Genomic DNA, 17,495 nt, shown 5'->3' with positions numbered 1-17,495 from the left:
AGTTCAATTATAGTGCTCCGCTTAGTTAAAAAAGAACAAAACGATAGACAGACATTTTTAACAGAAAGCCCGATCTGACAACAACAGACAAAAAATAAGAACATAACGGATAACTCTATCCTTCTTTTTCTTCAATCGACAAAAAAAAGATAGCTGTTCAAACAGGATTCTTCTGTCTAATATTTTCGCTTTGCAAAAGTCCATATCGTCTTAGTGATTGAACCGGAGACAAAACAGCTCCCCGTCATCATAGCCACCCATATGAAAAATGTCGGCTCGGCACCTATTACAATAAACATGAATATCAAGGACAAAATGAAGACAATAACAACCATCATCCATACTTTTTTAAAGATGAAATACCCTAATATCCCTAACAGAAAAGAAGCTGCCGGAAGAAAAATAAGAATGATATACGCGGGACTCAACAGCGGGCTAATACAAACACCTCCCAATTTATTCAAAAACGAGGAAGTTCCTACTTTTTGTCTGATATGAAGTGATTTTTTTCATCTTGATATTATGCCGTTTCATTCATTTTATACATATTATACCAATACAATCGAGTCAAATATAGATATTTATTCATTTTTAACATATTTTAGGTAAATCAGGAGTGAATTAAAGTCTGAGGATAGCCCGCTTTTTCTTTCCCTAGTAAGTCCTGCCGCATTGGCTTTAGCCCATCATTGTTTTTGCAGCGCTAATATTCTCATAATCGTGTGCATGACGCTGCTTTCCTCATTTGATTTGATGACAAAGTGCGCCGCATCTCTTATTTCGTCAATGGCATTCTTAACCGCAAAGCTGTAGGATGCCGCTTCCATCAATTCTTTGTCATTGCGGCCGTCTCCGAACGCCATTGTTTCATCAGCCGAAACCCCTAATAATCGCTGCAGTTCTTGTACTGTTGTTCCTTTATGTATTCCGATATTTGATATGTCCATCCAGGTATCCTCTGATGCCACGATATATAATTGGTGAAAAAATTCATGCAGCTTTTCTCTCGTTTCCGGACAGTTGGCGTCGGGATCATGAACCGTAATCTTGATAAAATCGTCTTTTATCTCAGTAAAATCAGTTATTTTCGTTACATGTGCATAAGAGGCATTTACATATTTCATCTCACTTTCAGACAGATTTTCTTTTACGATCGCGCCAATCTTTGTGCATGCGATAATGCTATGCCCGCAGCTGATTTTTTCTAAAGCGCCTATAATTGACAGTCCCGCTTCATTGCTGATCAAAGATTCATATACGAACTTGCCGTTCTTTTTTATACGTGTGGCACTGTCTCCTAAAATCCAAAAATCTTTCGCATCTTCTCCGAATAAAGCTTCCACCCTTTCACACTGCTTCCCGGTGCAGATGGCGAAAGCGACATGCTGTTCCTCCATTACTCGTTTTGTCTTTTCAAATAACGTTCTGTCAAAATCGCCTTGATTATTTAAAAATGTGCCGTCTAAATCCGTAATCACTAATTTAATCATCGTTCAGCACCTCCGCAGTTAAAACGTCTTTTTCAGACAAAGGGTTTTTCACATGTGAGGATGGAATCAATCGCATTTAAGACCCCTTCTTCATTGTTTGATTGCGTGATATACGCGGCAGCCTGTTTAATGCTTTCCTGCGCATTATCCATGGCGACTCCGTATTTCACGGCGGACACCATCTCCAGATCATTGCCGCTGTCTCCGAAGGCCGCGCATTCTTCATCATTTATCCCCCATTGTTTCTGGAGAAGCTTCATCCCGCTTGCTTTATGAAGCCCCGGTATGATCAGATCTATGTCACCGTGCCCGCTTGATACAGGCGTGACGAAAGACCCGATGGCGTCTTTTAAATGCCTCAGAAGTGCGGAACAATGTTCGGCGGGAAAGCTGATGGAAAATTTCAAAATGTCATCATCGATGTTTTCAAAATGCGGCACCCTTTTTAACACATAATAATACTTACTGGCATGCAGATATTCATCTTCACTGGCATTTTCATGAATATACGCGCTTTTTTTTCCGCAGACAATGACGTTTTTCACCTCATACTGCTCTAAAGCACGGATCACTGCTTTTATAGTGTCTTCAGACATGTTACCCGCGAATAATTCTTCTCCGGCATTCACGACGAAAGCGCCATTCTCGGCAACGAAAGCGATTTCACTTTCGATCTCCGAAAAAAAGGATGTAAGCTGCGCATACTGGTTTCCGCTTGCTACGGCAAATTTAATTCCCCGCGCTTTTAATTCACGATACTGATTCATAAAACGCTCTTTGTTATATGCCATTTCATCATTCACATATCAACTGCTATCAGTTTGATACTCATATTGTCCTCCTTTTTTCGGCCGCTTTTGTCAGAGACCCTTGAAGAGATCATGCATAAAGCGTATGAACGAATTATATCCGCAGTTGTTTCGCGCCGTAAATCATTGGCTGACGTCTTGTTTTGAATGACACAAAAAGTGATTTGTCACATAAATATAACACTATGTTTCTTTTAAAAATGATATGTTACGATTAGATGTACATTCACCATTCTCATAAAAAGGAGAATCCCCCTGCATGTTCACACACGAAATGATTGCTTCATTTAATGAGCTTGAAACTTCTTTATACAACTACATCTCCCAAAACAGCGAGAAAGTCGTCTATATGCGAATCCGTGAATTGGCAAATGAAACCCATGTATCTACGGCTTCTATTTTACGTTTCTGCAAAAAAATAAACTGTGAAGGGTTTTCGGAGTTTAAGGTGAAGCTGAAAATGTATACGGAGGCAAATAAAAAAACGATTTTAAAGAGTCCCCACCATTCCGTTGCCGAGTTTTTTGAAAGAACAGTAAGCGGAGGGATGGAAGAAAAGCTGAAGGAAGCAGCAGCCCTTGCGGCCGATGCAGAAAGTGTCATTTTTATCGGAGTGGGAAGTTCGGGAATTCTCGCCGAATACGGAGCCAGATATTTTTCGTGCTTAGGGAAACTTTCAATGTATATTAAAGATCCTTACTTTCCGGCCCATTCCCATTTCCGTCATAACAGCATCACGATCGCATTATCGGTTTCAGGTGAAGGAGATTCTACGGTGACTCATCTGAATCAGCTGAAACAAGAAGGCAGCCGGGTCATCAGTATTACAAATCATAAACATTCAACCATTGCCAAAATGTCCGATGTGAATATTTCATATTACGTGACGGAAGAATGGGTTGAAAATGCGAATGTCACCACCCAAATCCCCGCTATGTACATACTTGAATCGATGGCTCGGGAGATATACAAATTGAGAGAATAAATTCAGGAACGAAAACACTGATACGCTGGAAATTTCGGTATTTTTGCAAAAGTGATGAGGAACCCTTCTCTGATGCTAGAGAAGGGTTTTGAGGATCACAGATGAGACACAATACAATTTGCATGGCCTGCCAGTTTATATTCTCCCAAACCGGAAGGCAGGAGAATATGATCTCCTTTTCTAAAGGGATATTCATGCCCGCCTGCAATCATTATTCCGTCTCCTTCGATCACGCTGACAAGAAGGAAAGGATGATGCTGGAATAGATTTGCTTCACCTTTTACAACCCACTTTTCGACTGAAAAATAAGGACATTCTATTAAAACAGCTGCCAGCAGATCATCTGTTTGTTTATAGTGAACGGTCGGCCGTTCACGGACAGATGGAACGTCTATCACGTCTATACTTTTTTCCAAATGGAGCTCGCGCATCCTGCCGTCCGCATCTTTTCTTCCGTAATCATACAATCTGTAAGTCGTATCTGAATTTTGCTGCGTCTCTAAAATAAGTGTGCCCTTTCCAATCGCGTGAACGGTGCCGCTTGGAACAAAGAAGAAATCTCCCGGCTTTACCTTAACTCTGTTCAGGAGCCCGTCCCATTCTCCGCGCTCAATCATGGATATCAGTTCTTCTTTTGTTGTTGCGTTGTGGCCGAAAATGATCTCCGCATCTTTTGCACAATCAATGATATACCAGCATTCGGTTTTTCCAAGTTCTCCGTTTTCATGCATTTTGGCAAAGTCATCATTCGGATGCACCTGAACGGACAGGTCTTGGTCCGCATCCAAAATTTTTGTAAGAAGAGGAAAACGGTCTCCTTCAAGGTTTCCGAATAAATCTCTGTGATGCTCCCACAATTCACCGAGCGTACATCCTTTATACATGCCGTTTCGAACTGTGCTCTGTCCATTTTGATGAGCGGCGAAGGCCCAGCACTCCCCTGTCCGCTCGGACGGAATATTATAGTGAAAATCACGCAGGGCGGCGCCTCCCCAAATTCTTTCTTTGAAAACCGGATTGAAAAATATCGGTTCAGTAGACATGATCATCCCCCGCTTTATTCGATTTCTTCCAGAAGCTCATACGCCTCTTCTTTTGTCTGAACGGAGAGCAGCCTTTCCCGATAGCTGTCATCCATCAGTTTTCGGGATAACATCTGCAATATTTTCAGATGCTGATTTCCGCCGCTTTCCTTCGGTACGGCAATCATAAAAATCAGTTTTGCATCAGAACCATCAAGGCTGTTCCAGTCAACACCCGAACGTCTTATTCCGAATGCGACACCCGGCGTTTTGACGGCTTCAGACTTTCCGTGCGGAATGGCGATATTCATACCTATCGCCGTGGTTCCCTGCTGTTCCCGACTCAAAATGGCCTGCTTAAATCCGCTGTCAGACAGCAGCATACCTTTACGGGACATTTTCTCGATCATTTCATCGATAATGTCATCCCTCGTTTCGCCGGATAAATGCGGTTCAATCAAGTCCGTACTGATAATGTCAGTCAGTTTTTTGATTTCGGTCATCCCGGCTTTTCGGCTGTCAGCCTGAGATGGTTCCTTTGTTTCTTTTGCCGCTGCAGCTTCATTTGGTGCAGCAGACGGCAGCACCTCGCCGGGCGCGGGGGATTTCGCCATATCTTTCTTCAGTACATTAACCAACAGAGCGGTGACAAGAGAGCCTGCTGTTACAGCGATAAAAAACATCAATACATGATCTACTGCTCCAAGTACAGCAACGATGGGGCCGCCGTGTGCCACTCTGTCCCCCACATGGCCGATCATCGCTATCACCGAGCCGGTCATAGAACCCGCCATAATACTCGGGATCACACGAAGGGGGTCTTGGGCCGCAAATGGAATGGCTCCTTCCGTGATACCGAAAAGGCCCATCGTAAATGAAGCTTTTCCCATTTCTCTTTCTGCGGCGGCGAATTTTCTTTTTCCTAAAAACGTCGCAATCCCAAGCCCTATCGGCGGTATACAAATGGAAACGGCAATCGGGCCCATAATTTCATAATTTCCTTCTCCGATCATTGCCGATCCGAAAAGAAAGGCCACCTTGTTTACGGGTCCTCCCATATCAAAGGAGATCATCGCTCCTAAAATCAATGCCAGAAGAATTGAGCTCGAACCTTTCATTCCCGCAAGCCACACCGTTAATGATGCGAAAATATGAGCGACGGGGGCGCCGATCAGAAATACAAACGCCAAACCGACGATCAGTGAGGCAAACACCGGAATAATAATGATCGGCATAATCGGCTGTATTGCTTTAGGAACTTTACATTTTTTGATTCCAAGCGCCGCGTATCCCGCCAAAAATCCCGCAATGATTCCTCCGAGGAATCCTGCGCCGCTTGCACTGTCGTAAAAGCTGCCGGATGCCGCAATATATCCGCCGATCATTCCGGGGACAAGACCCGGCTTATCAGCGATGCTGAACGCGATGTACCCGGCTAAAATCGGGATCATGAATGAAAAAGAAGCACTGCCGATCTGTTCAATCGTTTTCCAAAAAGACTCGTCCGGAATGACTAAGCCCTTTGGTGTTTTTTCTCCTCCAAGCGTCAATGCAACCGCTATCAATAATCCGCCGACAACAATGAAAGGAACCATAAAAGAAACGCCGTTCATTAAATGACGGTAAATCGGGTTTTGTTTTTTGCCCTGCTGACTTGCGGATTCAGCTTTTGAAGCAGATTGATAGACCGGCACTTCACCGCTAAGCGCTTTTTTAATTAATTCTTCCGGTTTGCGGATGCCTTCCTGAACCCCGACAGCCAGCAGCTTTTTTCCCGCGAATCGGTCTTTGTTCACCGAACGGTCCGCCGCGATAATGATTGCGTCTGCTTCCCGGATTTCCTCTTCGGTCAGCCTATTTTCCACCCCGATTCCGCCCTGGGTTTCCACTTTGATCTCAACGCCTAATCTGCCGGCTGCTTTTTGTAAATTTTCAGCAGCCATATACGTATGGGCAATGCCGTTCGGACATGATGTAATCGCTAACAGTTTCATATAAATCCTCCTTTGCAGTCTGAATTTCAAGATCTTGTCTCAACTTTATACTGAAATCAGCCTGTGATAAGCGCGTTTTTTTACCATAAGTTCCGGAAATAACGGCATTTTTCCCTATAAACAGAAAAAAAGCAGGGAGCCATTCCCTGCTTTTAATAGTTTAAATACGATAAAAACGTCATTACATTTTTTTCTTCCGTCAGTTTTTGAATAAGTGCCGGCTGCTCGCTAAGATAGGAAAGCTCACTGAATAATTGCTTTACCTTGTTTTGATCTTCGTGTTTGACGGCAAGCATAAAAACGAGCGACACCTTTTCCGTCCCCCACTCAATCGGCTCTTTTAAGGTGGCGATTGCAATGGCTGATTGTTTGATATATTTAGAGTTCGCGTGAGGGATGGCAATACCCGCCCCGATATTTGTCGCCGACATTTTTTCTCTCATTACTGCATGAATGCCATACTCTTTTTCTACATAGCCTTTTTCATATAAAGCCTGCGCCAGCTTTTCAATGACCTGATAACGGTGCTCTGTCTCTTGCTGTAAAAAAACGAGAAACGGAGTCGTGTCGTTCAGCATTTTAAACGTTTTTTGCTCCCGGCGGTGTGATGTATCAAGCTGTTGCATAAATGCGCTGAGCTTCTTTTCATCAGCAGACTCCAAAAGCGGTGATACGACAATATGAGGGATCGTTACATTTCCAAGCCCTATCGTAGAAATGACGAAATCTATATCTTTATGCTTTTTGATATACTCTGTCAGCTCCGCTTTTGCGATACAGTCTTTTACCGTAATGTGATGAAATTTGCGTTCAATTTTAGTCCGCAGCAATTGCGACATGCCAATGCCCATATGGCAGACGATGATCGTCCTTTTAGGGTTATGACTGCTTCGGCGCAGCCGTTCGATCGCTGCCTGAAAATGCAGCGTCAAATAGGCCGCCTCTTCTTCAGGAATATAAAGATCAAATGTTTGATTGATGTCTTCTAAAACGTCAATGATAAGATGAAACAAATAAGGGTACATTTTTTTGATGTCGTGAAGCATGGGGTTTGAAACAGAGAGATCATAGCTCAGCCGCTTCAACACCGGATCGAGATGAATGTTCAATCCGTTGATCAGTTCCTGGTCTTTATGAAAATCCAGCGTTTGCAGTTCTGAAACACGATTGATCAAATGCCTGACGACTTTGGAAAGCTCAGAATCTTCAAGATCAAGCTTCTTTTCTTGCTGCGATGGATAGCGGACTTTCCCGCCTATTATATGTAAAGTTAAATAGACGGCTTCTTCCTCAGGAAACCGTATGGCAAATACCGGCTCAAGCCGTTTTAAACAAGCCAGTGTCCATTCATATTCTTTCTTCTTTTTTACCGCGTCCAGCTGTCTTGCAGAAATGGCGACCGGCTGTTTCATTTTGATACGGCGGATAGTCAGCAATGTATGCAGCAGCAAACTTTCAAATGTTTCATCCGTAAAATAGATAGAATGGTTTTTTTGTAATAACTTGATTTCTTTTCTCACAAAGTCCGCTTCATGACTTAAAAACTTACTTTTTATAAATTGGCTTGTAAACTCCGTATTATCAATCAAATCTGAAATTCGCGCCAATGCTTTTCTTTTGTTTTTTTCGTCCCCTTCAATCTTTAAGCCGAGCCGCTGTTTAGAAACCAGCGTGAGATCAAATCGCTTCAGCCACTCTTCAACCGCACTTACATCCTTTTTAATGGAAGCTCTGTTTACAAAATGCTGTGCGGCAATTTCTTTTGCGGAAACGGGCTTTGAATTCATTAATAAATCATAAGCGATGTGAAGTATTCTTTCTTCATCGGTCTTGTGCCTGCATGTAAAGTGCTCATTATAAATTTGCCGGCTTAACCGTGACCTTTCCTGTTCAGATATATGTAAATAGACGCCTAATCCCGGTTTGCGGATCAGCTGAGCTTGAGCATGTTCATTCAGGAAATCTTCAATCGTTTTCAAATCATTCCTGATCGTTTTTTCAGAACAGCGGACCCTGTCTGCGAAATCTTGCACAACTAAGTAGTCATCAGGTTCAGATAACAACAGATACAAAATCTTTTTCTGCCTTGAATTCATGTATTTCATCTGTTTTTCTATCCTTCCTGTCCGTTTCTGCTGGAGCAATTGTGATAGGTTAAATATACTGCGCGCACGAAACCGTTTTCATTTTATAGTGAAACAAATGAGTAAAAAGTTTTGTTTTTTACCGCAGGTTCCGGAAAAATCATGTTTTATACAGAGGCTGTTCACCTTTGATTGACAATAAAACACCAACCGTCTTTAAACGATTGGTGTCGGCAGCGAAAACCTGCTGTTACAGCCAAAATGTTTCGCCAAGCGCTAATGCTTTCAGGTTTTCAGGAGGTAATGCAAGCCGGTCCCACTCGCCGTGCAGTCTGCTTAATGCTTCCGGGCCTGTATCATCAGCAAGCCGGAATGCCCCGTAATGCATGGGAATGAAGCTGTCAGCCTTCAACTCCAAAAACGCTTTCACGGCGTCTTCCGGATTGATATGTGACACTTGCATAAACCATTCCGGTTCGTATGCTCCGATGGGCATCAGAGCCGCCTTAATACGAAACCTCTCTCCGATTTCTTTAAAGCCTTCAAAATAGCCTGTATCTCCTGCAAAATAGATGGATTCGCCGTTTTCGCTTTCTATGACCCAGCCTCCCCAATGAGAGGTATCGGTATCCCAAGGCGTTCTCCGTGTCCAGTGCTGGGCCGGAACAAATGATATATTCACTCCCCGCATTTCAAAACGATCCCACCAATTCATTTCATGAACGTTTTTGTGGCCTTTTTTGTTGAACAGCTTTTTCAGTCCCGCAGGCACGTAAAAATCCGGGTTTCCTCTCAGTTTTTTTATACTCGGAAAATCAAGATGGTCATAATGCCCATGTGAAATGAGCACGGCATCAATGTCAGGCAGTTCGCTCAATTCATATCCCGGCTCTGTCAGCCGTTTTTGAAAACCCATCCGCCGCGCCCATACAGGGTCGGTCATTATGTTAAGCCCCTGTATTTGGATCAGAAATGAAGAATGGCCGATCCATGTTATGGCGGTTTCCGTCCGATTGACGGCAACATCACGGACATCCCTAGTGACCGCTTTCGGAATGTTCTCGCTTAAGTCTTTACTTTTCTCTCTTCGTTCTTTCATCCATTTCAACATGTCCCTGAATCCATGTTCATTCTTCACGCCATTCAAGTTTCTATATCTTTTTTTCATTATCATTCTCCCTTGACACGTGTATTCCATTAGATTCATCGGACATTTATACAATGTCTGTAAATACCGCCCCGCTTGCTTCGGCTAAATCTTGAGGCGCTACTTTCAGCTGCATTCCGATTTTCCCCGCACTGACAATCATAAACTCCAGTGTTTCAGCGGATCTATCAATAAAAGTCGGAAACCTTTTTTTCATGCCGATCGGAGAGCAGCCGCCGCGCATATAGCCGGTTACTCCCAAAAGGTCCTTCATGGCAATCATTTCTATTTTCTTCTCACCTGCCGCCTTCGCAGCCTTTTTCAGATTCAGTTCTTTTGCAACGGGAATGACAAAGACGTAATAACGATCTGTTCCTGCAGATGCTACTAAGGTTTTATAAACATATTCGGCAGCGTATCCGATTTTTTGTGAAACGGAAAGACCGTCTGCGGGCTGTCCCCCTTCTGTTTTGTAACCTAATAGCTCATAGGGAATGTTTTGCTGCTCAATGATACGGACAGCATTTGTTTTCACTGTTTTTTTCGCCATGGTTTTCCTCCGTTTTCTGTATTTCTTTCTGCTTTATTTTCAACTTCGATTTTAATAAAATGACCGCTCAGTTGCGTGCTTTGTAATACTCAAGTGCAAACTGTTTAAAACGCTCAGCAGCGGGAGAGAGAGCATGGTTTTTCAGCTGGGCTAGCGCTATGGTGCGTTCGCATTGGTAATCTGCAACCGGAAGAAAAACGACCGGAAAGTATGAATGCTCCGCGGTTTTCGGCAGCACTGCAGCCCCCAGACCCGCGGCGGTCAGCCCTAATATGGTTGACACTTCCTCTCCTTCAAATGCGAGATGCGGGTGTATATTCAAATCCCGGCACATCAGATCAAACATATACCTCAGCCCGTATCCCGGTTTAAAACCCACAAAATCCTCGTCCTGCATCTCTTTCATTTGAATGCTTTTATTTCCTGCAAGCGGGTGGTTCTCAGGAAGCACCGCATAAAGAGGCTCTTTCTCCAGCACTGTCCATTGTAAAAGCTCGCTGGGAAGCGGCGGGGAGGTGAGACAGATATCCGCATCTCCCGTTTCCACCATTTTGCGAAGCGTTTCATTTGCGCCTTGATAAAGCCGGAAGGTCACGTTTGGGTATAGCTTTTTAAATTCGGCAATCAGCTGAGGCATTAAGCGCAGCCCGAGTGTATGAAGAAAAGATACAGATATTTCGCCGTGTTCCAGGCTCATATTCTTTTTCACTTGTTCAACGCCTTCATTTAAAGCTCGTCTCGCTTGTTTTGCTTTTATTAAGAACTGCTCTCCGTGCCTTGTCAGCCGGACGGCTTTTGTCTCTCTGTAAAATAACGGCGCGCCTAATTCTTCTTCGAGCCTGATAATCGATCGGCTTAATGCAGGCTGAGAAATCATCCTTTCTTTTGCCGCATTTGTGAAATGCTGATGAGTTGCCGCCGCAATGAAGTTGTCAATTTGATGAAGCTCCATTTTCTCCTTCTCCCCTTTCTTCATAACCTACACGCATTAATTCTATAGTTATTATAAATTAGACACATTGAAATGAAAAGCGTACGATACATATATAACCAACAGTGAGAAAAGAGGGACATTCATGACGTTTATTCAGCCTCATACAAAGGCTTACAGAAAGGCCAGCTTGGCTCTGTTTATCAGCGGCTTTGTGACCTTTGCCACGCTTTACACGACACAGCCGCTTATGCCTTTGTTTTCGGAAGAGTTTCATATTTCCGCTGCGGCTGCCAGCTTAACTTTATCCATCTCAACAGCCGTTTTGGCATTTTCATTATTGGCCGCCGCTTCGTTGTCTGACGGATTCGGCAGAAAAAAATTAATGGTGCTGTCGTTAACAGCTACATCTGTTTTAGGTCTATTAACAGCGTTCAGTCCGACTTTTCCGGCGCTTTTGGCGATGAGGGCGCTGCTCGGTATTTTCCTGGCAGGCGTTCCGGCTGTCGCTATGACATATGTAGGCGAGGAGTTTGATCCGAAGGGCCTCGGGAAAATGATGGGCTTGTATATCAGCGGCACAAGCATCGGGGGAATGAGCGGCAGGCTGTTAACGGGGCTTCTGACCGATGTATTCGGCTGGCGGCCCGCGCTTGCCATCATCGGCATTCTTTCTATTGTATTAAGCTATTTGTTTTGGCGTTTTCTTCCGGCTCCGCGCCATTCGTCTGAGCGGCATGCGGGCGTAAAAGCGGCATGTAAGGAATACGGAGCGGTCCTGCACCGCAAACGGCTGCTTTTGTTAATATCTCTGGGATTTATATTAATGGGGAGTTTTGTGACATTATATAATTATATCGGCTTTCATTTAATGGCGGCTCCTTACCATTTGTCGCAGACTGTGATCGGTTTTATTTTTATTGTCTATCTCGCGGGAACGTTCAGCTCGGTCTATATGGGGAAAAAAGCAGATCTTTTCGGAAGCGCGAAAATGATTAAGATTGCGATTTTTGTTATGCTTGCCGGCGCAGCGGTGACACTTTTGCCCCAGCTTGCGCTTAAAATCGCGGGGATTGCCGTCTTTACCTTCGGCTTTTTCGGCGCGCATTCGATCGCAAGCGCCTGGGTCGGCCGCGCAGCCGGTGATCATCGCGCGCAAGCCTCTTCATTATATCTGCTTGCATACTATATCGGTTCAAGTGTGGCCGGGTCTTGCGGCGGTTTCTTTTGGACGCATTTTCATTGGATCGGTATCATTTCATTTATTTCGGTTTTGCTATTGCTGTCTTATCCGGTTTTATTTCTGGCGGAATTCAGAAAAAAGGGACATAGCCGTCTGCATGTAAATCAATAAAAACATTAAAGATTTGTGTCTTTTGTCCGATACTAAAGATAAGGCCGGCACGATACTCCCTATAACTATTCCTTTTGATTCAGTAGATTTCAAATATCGTGCCGGCTTTCTTCAATTAAAAAACATTCTTCAGTTGTCTCACTCTTCTGTTACATACCTGCCCAAACATCTTTCGCATATCTTCCTTCCGCCTGCAGCTGTTCAAGCCACTCCAAGGAAACTTTTGAATCAGTGTTATGCACCTTTTCATACGCCTGAAGCAGTACATTTTCCACGGCCGGAGCCATTTTGCTTCCGTCACCGCATATATAGAGATGGCCGCCTTGGTCAAGAAGAGCAATAATTTGTTCAGCCTCGCGAAGCAGAACATCCTGTACATATACTTTACAGTCCTGATCTAACCTGGAATACGCCCGGCGCACGGTGACAAGGCCGTTTTTCTCCGCATGGTCGAATTCATTTTTGTACAGATCGTCTTGTTCAGGATGTCTGCAGCCGAAGTATAAATGAGCTTCGCCCAGGCTGTTACCGGACATTTTTTCGGCAGCACGCGCCTGGATAAATCCCCTGAACGGCGCAATTCCTGTGCCTGCTCCGACCATAATGAGAGGCGTTTTCGGATTTTCAGGCAATGCGAAACCCGACTGCGGCGAGCGGATGAAACAGACGGCAGAATCGCCATTCTGTAATCCGGCTAAATAGTTCGAAGCCACGCCCCGGTATTCCCCACGGCCGCTCCATGCCGGAGCCGTCACAACGCCGACCGTGATACTGAGCTCCCCGCTAGTTGCCTTCGGTGAGCTTGAGATTGAATAATAGCGCGCCTTTAAGGACGGCAGAAGTTCTAAAAAGCGCTCAAACGGCAGTTCACATGCAGGATAATCTTCCAGCAGGTCCAGCATGGTCATTCGTTTTTTCAGCACGTTTTCTTTATATGCCGTATCATCAGAATAAAGATGCTCCAATTCTTTTTGATGCGGCGGGCACACGGTATGTGCGGCAAGTTCGCGAAGCTGGGCTCTCGTTGCCGGCTCCTGCAGCTCTACATAGGACGCCAAGAGCTCCGGCGCATTAACCGGCCGGTCCATCGGCAGATGAGGCAGCTGCCGGCCCTTGATCTTAAAGTGCTGGTTCGGATCAAGACCGAATCGGTGAATGACACGGCTGATCAGTTCCCCGCTGTTTTGCGGAAGCACCCCGAGATGATCTCCTTCCTGATACGTTTCTGTTTCGGGGAGACTCAGCTCAATATGCCGGACTGAGCGCTTGCTGCTTTCGGTATGAAGCTCTTTGTTTGTGATAACTTGTGCCTCAAATGCTTTGTACGTTTTGGCAATCGGCGTCTCGGCTGCTTCACTTACGTATTCGATTGATAACTGTGATTTGTTTGCCTGTTTTGGAGCGGCCTCTATATGAAAAGCCTTCATGATGTCCTTCCAGAATGAGTCTTCCCAGGCTTCCTGACTGTACTCAAAATCATCGGCATTGTCGCCCTCTCCGATAGAGGTCAGCCGTTTTGCCCCTTTTTCTTCAAGCACTTTGTCTATCAGGCGGGGGATCCTCTGGTAAGTGGCGGCCCAGTTGCGGTCTCCGCAGCCGAAAACGGCGTAAGAAACACCCTTTAATTCCTGATCTTCAAGGGTTTCCATCCATTTCACAAAACCCGCCGCATTATCAGGCGGCGCCCCGTTATAAGAAGCCGTAACAATAACGACCGCGCCTTTTACAGGCAGTTTCCCGGCATAATCATCGAGCGGGCCGGTTTCAGTTGAAAATCCTTTGCTTCTTCCGATATCAGCCAGCTCTTCCGCGATTCCTTCCGCAGTTCCTAAATTTGATCCGTAAAGAATGAGAAGCGGCGTTCCGTGGGACGGGATTTCTTTCGTTTCTTCTTTGTGACCGCTTCCTTCAGCTTTATGGTTTTGTACGGGCTGATGATTGGACACGTCCTTGTTTTTCACACGGATTTTAAAATCACCGGGCTTAATGGTTAGAGCTTCTTTAATCGTAAGCTCATAATCAGTATGATCAATCAGTTCAAAGTGTTTCAGGACAAGGCCGAGCACCATTGTCGCTTCCTGAAGGGCAAACTGCATCCCGATGCATGCGCGCTGTCCGTTTCCGAACGGCTTATACGCATCTGCCGGAATTGCCGCGGGATCACTGAACCTTTCCGGGCGGAATGACTCGGCATCTTCTCCCCACGCGCTTTTATCCCGGTGCAGCTGCGGAGTCAGAATCGTCACCGGCTGTCCCTTCGCAATCGGATATTTCCCGCCGAGAACCGTATTTTCCTTCGCGTACAGAGAAAATGCCGGGGCAGTCGGATACAGCCGCAAAGTCTCGTTTAACACCATGCGGATATATGTCAGCTGCTGAATCTGCTTATATTCAGGGGTCTCTCCCGTCAGCACCCGCTCGGCTTCCTGAACAGCTTTTTTCAATTTATCTTTATTTTTCAGCAGGCAGTATATCGCAAAAGAAAGCAGCCCGCTTGTGGTTTCATGCCCAGCGATCAAAAAGGTAATGATTTGATAACGGATATTTTCATCATCCAGCCTTTCCCCCGTTACAGGGTCTTTCGCTTCAAGCATCAATGCTAAAAGGTCAGACAGATTCTCATCCGGATTTTCCCTCCGCTCAGCGATGATCCGGTCTACAAGCGAATTCATCTCTTCAATATCCTGCTGGAACTGATGTCGCGTTTTGATCATCAGCTTGTCCTGCAGGCTGTGTCTCTGCGATTGGCGCATTGCCTCCTGCAGCGCACGAAGCATACTTGTGATAAAAGGATGCTGTGTGTCGCGGTAAAAGCTGTTAAAGCGGTAATGAAATCCGCACAGGCCGATTGTATCCAGCGTCAGGCGCGTCATATCTTCGGCAACGTCAATTTCTTCATTCGGATTTAATCTGCTCCACTTCTGCACGAGCTGCATGGCAATATCAAGCATCATTGAATGGTAGCCTTTCATCGCCTTCTGGCTGAAGCTCGGCAATAAAATCCGATGCGCTTTCTGCCAGTTCTTTTCGTGAGTCCAGCTCGTAAATAGTCCGTCACCGCCAAACTCACGGACTTTCAGCAGGGCTTTGCTGAGATTTTTGTCAAATCGCTTTTCATCACAGACTTCTGCCGCAAGCTCGCGGCCTGATACGAAGACCCCGACAGAGCTCGGAAATTCAAAACGAAAGATCGGGCCGTATTCTTCGGCAATTTTCCAAAGCGATTGTGACAGTTTTTCTTTTTCCAAGTGAGGGAGATTTTTCAGAGGCCCGTATGTTTTCGGCTGCGGTATAGCGCTTAGCTGTTTCATATCGATCTTCCTTCCTTCGGCGTATAATTAATGAGTTCTGATGGCATCCCAAGAACATTGTTCCAATTCTTTCAGAAACGGTTTTGTTATTTCGACGCTTCCCGTCCGGACAAGCTGATAGAGTTTGAGATATGCCCCGAGCAGCAGCGCCATCAGCACATTGGACGGCAGATTGCGGAGCACGCCTTCAGACTTGCCGCGCTGAAAAAAGACGTCAAGCATCTGTGTTATTTCATCAAGAAGCTTACGGCTCGTTTCATTCAGAAAGTAGGCGTCCTTATTCGTTTCAAGAAAAAACAATGCATACTCACTTTCCTTCGTAAAATCAATCAGACAATAAAACAGGTGATGAAACCCTTCTCTTACAGATATCCCCTGAAAGTCTGTTTTGACTTTTTTCATAAAACGCTGCGCACTTTCCTGATACAGTACGTTCACAAGTGTCTCTTTACTGTCAAAGTAACGGTAAATTGTGCCGGTTCCGACATCGGCCTGAGCGGCAATCATCGGAATCGTCGTGGCGTCAAATCCTCTATCTGTAAACAAAGTAAGCGACGCTTTCATAATGAGTTCAACCTTGTTTGAAGCTGTCATTTCATCCCCCTTTCTAAATGCGGAATGAATATTCATTCCGTTTGTTCAAAATATTTAAAATGTACGGTCATCTGATTACCATTGTATAAGAAAAAAACTTTTTTTAATATAAAATATATGTGAAATAACCAAAAATAAGGAAATATGCCCAATTTCACAAAAAGAGCTGCAGTGACTTAAGCAGCTCTTTTTATTTCCCAAGAAATATTCTATTTAATGGCAGTAATAAAATGGAATGAATCTCTGCTGACAACTGAAATGTCTCTGAAATGCTGATCATAGAGCACCCCAATCACATCCTTCTCACTCATCCGCGAAGGTTTCAAAACCATATAGAAACACCCGTCAATTTGAAGAACGCGGTACACTTCTTTACATGCTGTCCGGTAATCGCTGACTGTTTCAGCAGTATGTAATGAGAAGACTTTATGAAAGCTGCGGTCGCGGAACGGTATGCTTTCCGGCCTTCCCTGCTGAATGTTTCCGAGCCCGGCTTTTATAACCGAACGGTTTGCGCGCTGTGTTTTCCGTATTTTACGTTTCGATGTTTCTATGCTTTTAAGACTGCCCTTTTCAAGCTGTCCGATGATTTGTTTAAACATTGAGCCGTTTCCGGTCCCGATTTCCAAAATGCGGTCGTATTCCTGTATGTCCATCAAGATTTGCTGAATGACTGACTCTGCCGGTTCTGATGCAGCAAAGTATTTCGCGCGCATTCGTTTTAATGCTGAAGATGTATGTTGCAACATTGTATAACACCCGCTTTTCCATTCCTGTGATTTATTATTCAGAAATAATATTACCTCGTATTAGTATGAGGTACTAACTAGACGCACTTCTCTTCATGAACGTTTCGATTTATTTGAAATTTATATTTGTTTTCATAAAAAAAAGACGGAAAACGTAGGTTTTCCGCCTGCTCTAGTACCAATAATACGGTGCTATATATCTTGTCTGCCGGGAAAGCGCCGCCATTCTCTGCCGGCGATACGGGTTGCCGTAGCCGTGTTTAAATGAATGGGGCATTGACGTATACCCGTGCCCGATGGATGGAATTCTGTTCTGACCGCCTTGCATGCTATCACCCGCTTACCAATTTTTCTTTCTTTACCATGGTATGCAGGCCGTCTGCGACGTGACAGCAACATCCTCGCTAAACCTGGTCCTTCTCCATTGTGTAATGATTCAGCAGTTCAATTCTGAACATGATGATCTCCTCCTTCT

The 17,495-nt window shown here is 44.7% G+C and carries 14 protein-coding genes and 1 pseudogene; 2 read left to right on the top strand and 13 right to left on the bottom strand.

Translation table 11 applies throughout. The features are described 5' to 3' along the window. Positions 1-176: 176 nt before the first annotated feature. The 3 genes and pseudogenes from OQ477_RS02010 to OQ477_RS02000 all read right to left on the bottom strand — a co-directional run bounded on the left by OQ477_RS02010 (position 177) and on the right by OQ477_RS02000 (position 2,322). A complete protein-coding gene (locus tag OQ477_RS02010; protein ID WP_025285029.1) occupies positions 177-428 on the bottom strand; it encodes a DUF2651 family protein in 252 nt (83 codons plus the stop codon). A 258-nt stretch (positions 429-686) separates the two neighbouring features. Further along, on the bottom strand, positions 687-1,490 hold the full coding sequence (locus OQ477_RS02005; protein WP_265971225.1) for an HAD-IIB family hydrolase: 804 nt from the start codon (positions 1,488-1,490) through the stop codon (positions 687-689). A 32-nt stretch (positions 1,491-1,522) separates the two neighbouring features. Continuing rightward, positions 1,523-2,322 (bottom strand): annotated as a pseudogene (locus tag OQ477_RS02000) (Cof-type HAD-IIB family hydrolase). A 236-nt stretch (positions 2,323-2,558) separates the two neighbouring features. Between OQ477_RS02000 and OQ477_RS01995 the strand changes: the two are divergent. After that, the gene (locus OQ477_RS01995) at positions 2,559-3,284 is read left to right on the top strand and encodes a MurR/RpiR family transcriptional regulator (protein ID WP_007612737.1); all 726 of its coding nucleotides are present in this window, start codon (positions 2,559-2,561) and stop codon (positions 3,282-3,284) included. Between the two features lie 95 nt (positions 3,285-3,379). Here OQ477_RS01995 and manA read toward each other — a convergent pair whose 3' ends face one another. The 6 genes from manA to OQ477_RS01965 all read right to left on the bottom strand — a co-directional run bounded on the left by manA (position 3,380) and on the right by OQ477_RS01965 (position 11,033). Beyond that, complete coding sequence (gene manA, locus OQ477_RS01990) at positions 3,380-4,327, bottom strand: mannose-6-phosphate isomerase, class I (RefSeq protein WP_265971224.1); 948 nt, start codon at positions 4,325-4,327, stop codon at positions 3,380-3,382. 14 nt (positions 4,328-4,341) lie between these two features. Further along, positions 4,342-6,300 (bottom strand): fructose-specific PTS transporter subunit EIIC, encoded by a 1,959-nt coding sequence (locus OQ477_RS01985; RefSeq protein WP_265971223.1) that lies wholly within the window; start codon positions 6,298-6,300, stop codon positions 4,342-4,344. 152 nt (positions 6,301-6,452) lie between these two features. Beyond that, entirely contained in the window at positions 6,453-8,405 is a 1,953-nt protein-coding gene (locus tag OQ477_RS01980; RefSeq protein WP_265971222.1) for a BglG family transcription antiterminator, read from the bottom strand. Positions 8,406-8,634: 229 nt separating this feature from the next. Beyond that, a complete protein-coding gene (locus OQ477_RS01975; protein ID WP_265971221.1) occupies positions 8,635-9,552 on the bottom strand; it encodes an MBL fold metallo-hydrolase in 918 nt (305 codons plus the stop codon). Between the two features lie 46 nt (positions 9,553-9,598). Further along, positions 9,599-10,081, bottom strand: coding sequence for a Cys-tRNA(Pro) deacylase (ybaK, locus tag OQ477_RS01970; RefSeq protein WP_265971220.1), 483 nt, complete (start codon positions 10,079-10,081; stop codon positions 9,599-9,601). Between the two features lie 67 nt (positions 10,082-10,148). After that, entirely contained in the window at positions 10,149-11,033 is an 885-nt protein-coding gene (locus OQ477_RS01965) for a LysR family transcriptional regulator (protein ID WP_265971219.1), read from the bottom strand. Between the two features lie 124 nt (positions 11,034-11,157). Here OQ477_RS01965 and OQ477_RS01960 point away from each other — a divergent pair, with 124 nt between their 5' ends. Then, positions 11,158-12,366, top strand: coding sequence for an MFS transporter (locus tag OQ477_RS01960; RefSeq protein WP_265971218.1), 1,209 nt, complete (start codon positions 11,158-11,160; stop codon positions 12,364-12,366). Positions 12,367-12,515: 149 nt separating this feature from the next. Here OQ477_RS01960 and OQ477_RS01955 read toward each other — a convergent pair whose 3' ends face one another. The 4 genes from OQ477_RS01955 to OQ477_RS01940 all read right to left on the bottom strand — a co-directional run bounded on the left by OQ477_RS01955 (position 12,516) and on the right by OQ477_RS01940 (position 17,348). Further along, positions 12,516-15,677, bottom strand: a complete 3,162-nt coding sequence (locus tag OQ477_RS01955; protein ID WP_265971217.1) for a bifunctional cytochrome P450/NADPH--P450 reductase — start codon at positions 15,675-15,677, stop codon at positions 12,516-12,518. Between the two features lie 27 nt (positions 15,678-15,704). Further along, positions 15,705-16,271, bottom strand: coding sequence for a TetR/AcrR family transcriptional regulator (locus OQ477_RS01950; protein WP_014418456.1), 567 nt, complete (start codon positions 16,269-16,271; stop codon positions 15,705-15,707). Between the two features lie 209 nt (positions 16,272-16,480). Further along, positions 16,481-17,020: a class I SAM-dependent methyltransferase gene (locus OQ477_RS01945; RefSeq protein WP_265971216.1), complete on the bottom strand. Its 540-nt coding sequence runs from the start codon at positions 17,018-17,020 to the stop codon at positions 16,481-16,483. A gap of 172 nt (positions 17,021-17,192) precedes the next feature. Beyond that, positions 17,193-17,348: a hypothetical protein gene (locus OQ477_RS01940; RefSeq protein ID WP_265971215.1), complete on the bottom strand. Its 156-nt coding sequence runs from the start codon at positions 17,346-17,348 to the stop codon at positions 17,193-17,195. Positions 17,349-17,495 lie beyond the last annotated feature (147 nt).

Origin of the sequence: Bacillus sp. ChL18 (assembly GCF_026241425.1) — a bacterium.
In the GTDB taxonomy this organism is placed as follows: Bacteria; Bacillota; Bacilli; order Bacillales; family Bacillaceae; genus Bacillus; species Bacillus velezensis.
The sequence above is the reverse complement of the archived record's forward strand: the minus strand, read 5'-3'. Positions and strand labels throughout refer to the sequence as shown.

Excerpts from the sequence above, each read along its gene's own strand:
- OQ477_RS02005 (WP_265971225.1), bottom strand. The coding sequence starts at position 1,490 with ATGATTAAATTAGTGATTACGGATTTAGACGGCACATTTTTAAATAAT.
- OQ477_RS01995 (WP_007612737.1), top strand. The coding sequence starts at position 2,559 with ATGTTCACACACGAAATGATTGCTTCATTTAATGAGCTTGAAACTTCT.
- manA (WP_265971224.1), bottom strand. The coding sequence starts at position 4,327 with ATGTCTACTGAACCGATATTTTTCAATCCGGTTTTCAAAGAAAGAATT.
- OQ477_RS01985 (WP_265971223.1), bottom strand. The coding sequence starts at position 6,300 with ATGAAACTGTTAGCGATTACATCATGTCCGAACGGCATTGCCCATACG.
- OQ477_RS01980 (WP_265971222.1), bottom strand. The coding sequence starts at position 8,405 with ATGAAATACATGAATTCAAGGCAGAAAAAGATTTTGTATCTGTTGTTA.
- OQ477_RS01975 (WP_265971221.1), bottom strand. The coding sequence starts at position 9,552 with ATGAAAAAAAGATATAGAAACTTGAATGGCGTGAAGAATGAACATGGA.
- ybaK (WP_265971220.1), bottom strand. The coding sequence starts at position 10,081 with ATGGCGAAAAAAACAGTGAAAACAAATGCTGTCCGTATCATTGAGCAG.
- OQ477_RS01965 (WP_265971219.1), bottom strand. The coding sequence starts at position 11,033 with ATGGAGCTTCATCAAATTGACAACTTCATTGCGGCGGCAACTCATCAG.
- OQ477_RS01960 (WP_265971218.1), top strand. The coding sequence starts at position 11,158 with ATGACGTTTATTCAGCCTCATACAAAGGCTTACAGAAAGGCCAGCTTG.
- OQ477_RS01955 (WP_265971217.1), bottom strand. The coding sequence starts at position 15,677 with ATGAAACAGCTAAGCGCTATACCGCAGCCGAAAACATACGGGCCTCTG.
- OQ477_RS01950 (WP_014418456.1), bottom strand. The coding sequence starts at position 16,271 with ATGACAGCTTCAAACAAGGTTGAACTCATTATGAAAGCGTCGCTTACT.
- OQ477_RS01945 (WP_265971216.1), bottom strand. The coding sequence starts at position 17,020 with ATGTTGCAACATACATCTTCAGCATTAAAACGAATGCGCGCGAAATAC.
- OQ477_RS01940 (WP_265971215.1), bottom strand. The coding sequence starts at position 17,348 with ATGCAAGGCGGTCAGAACAGAATTCCATCCATCGGGCACGGGTATACG.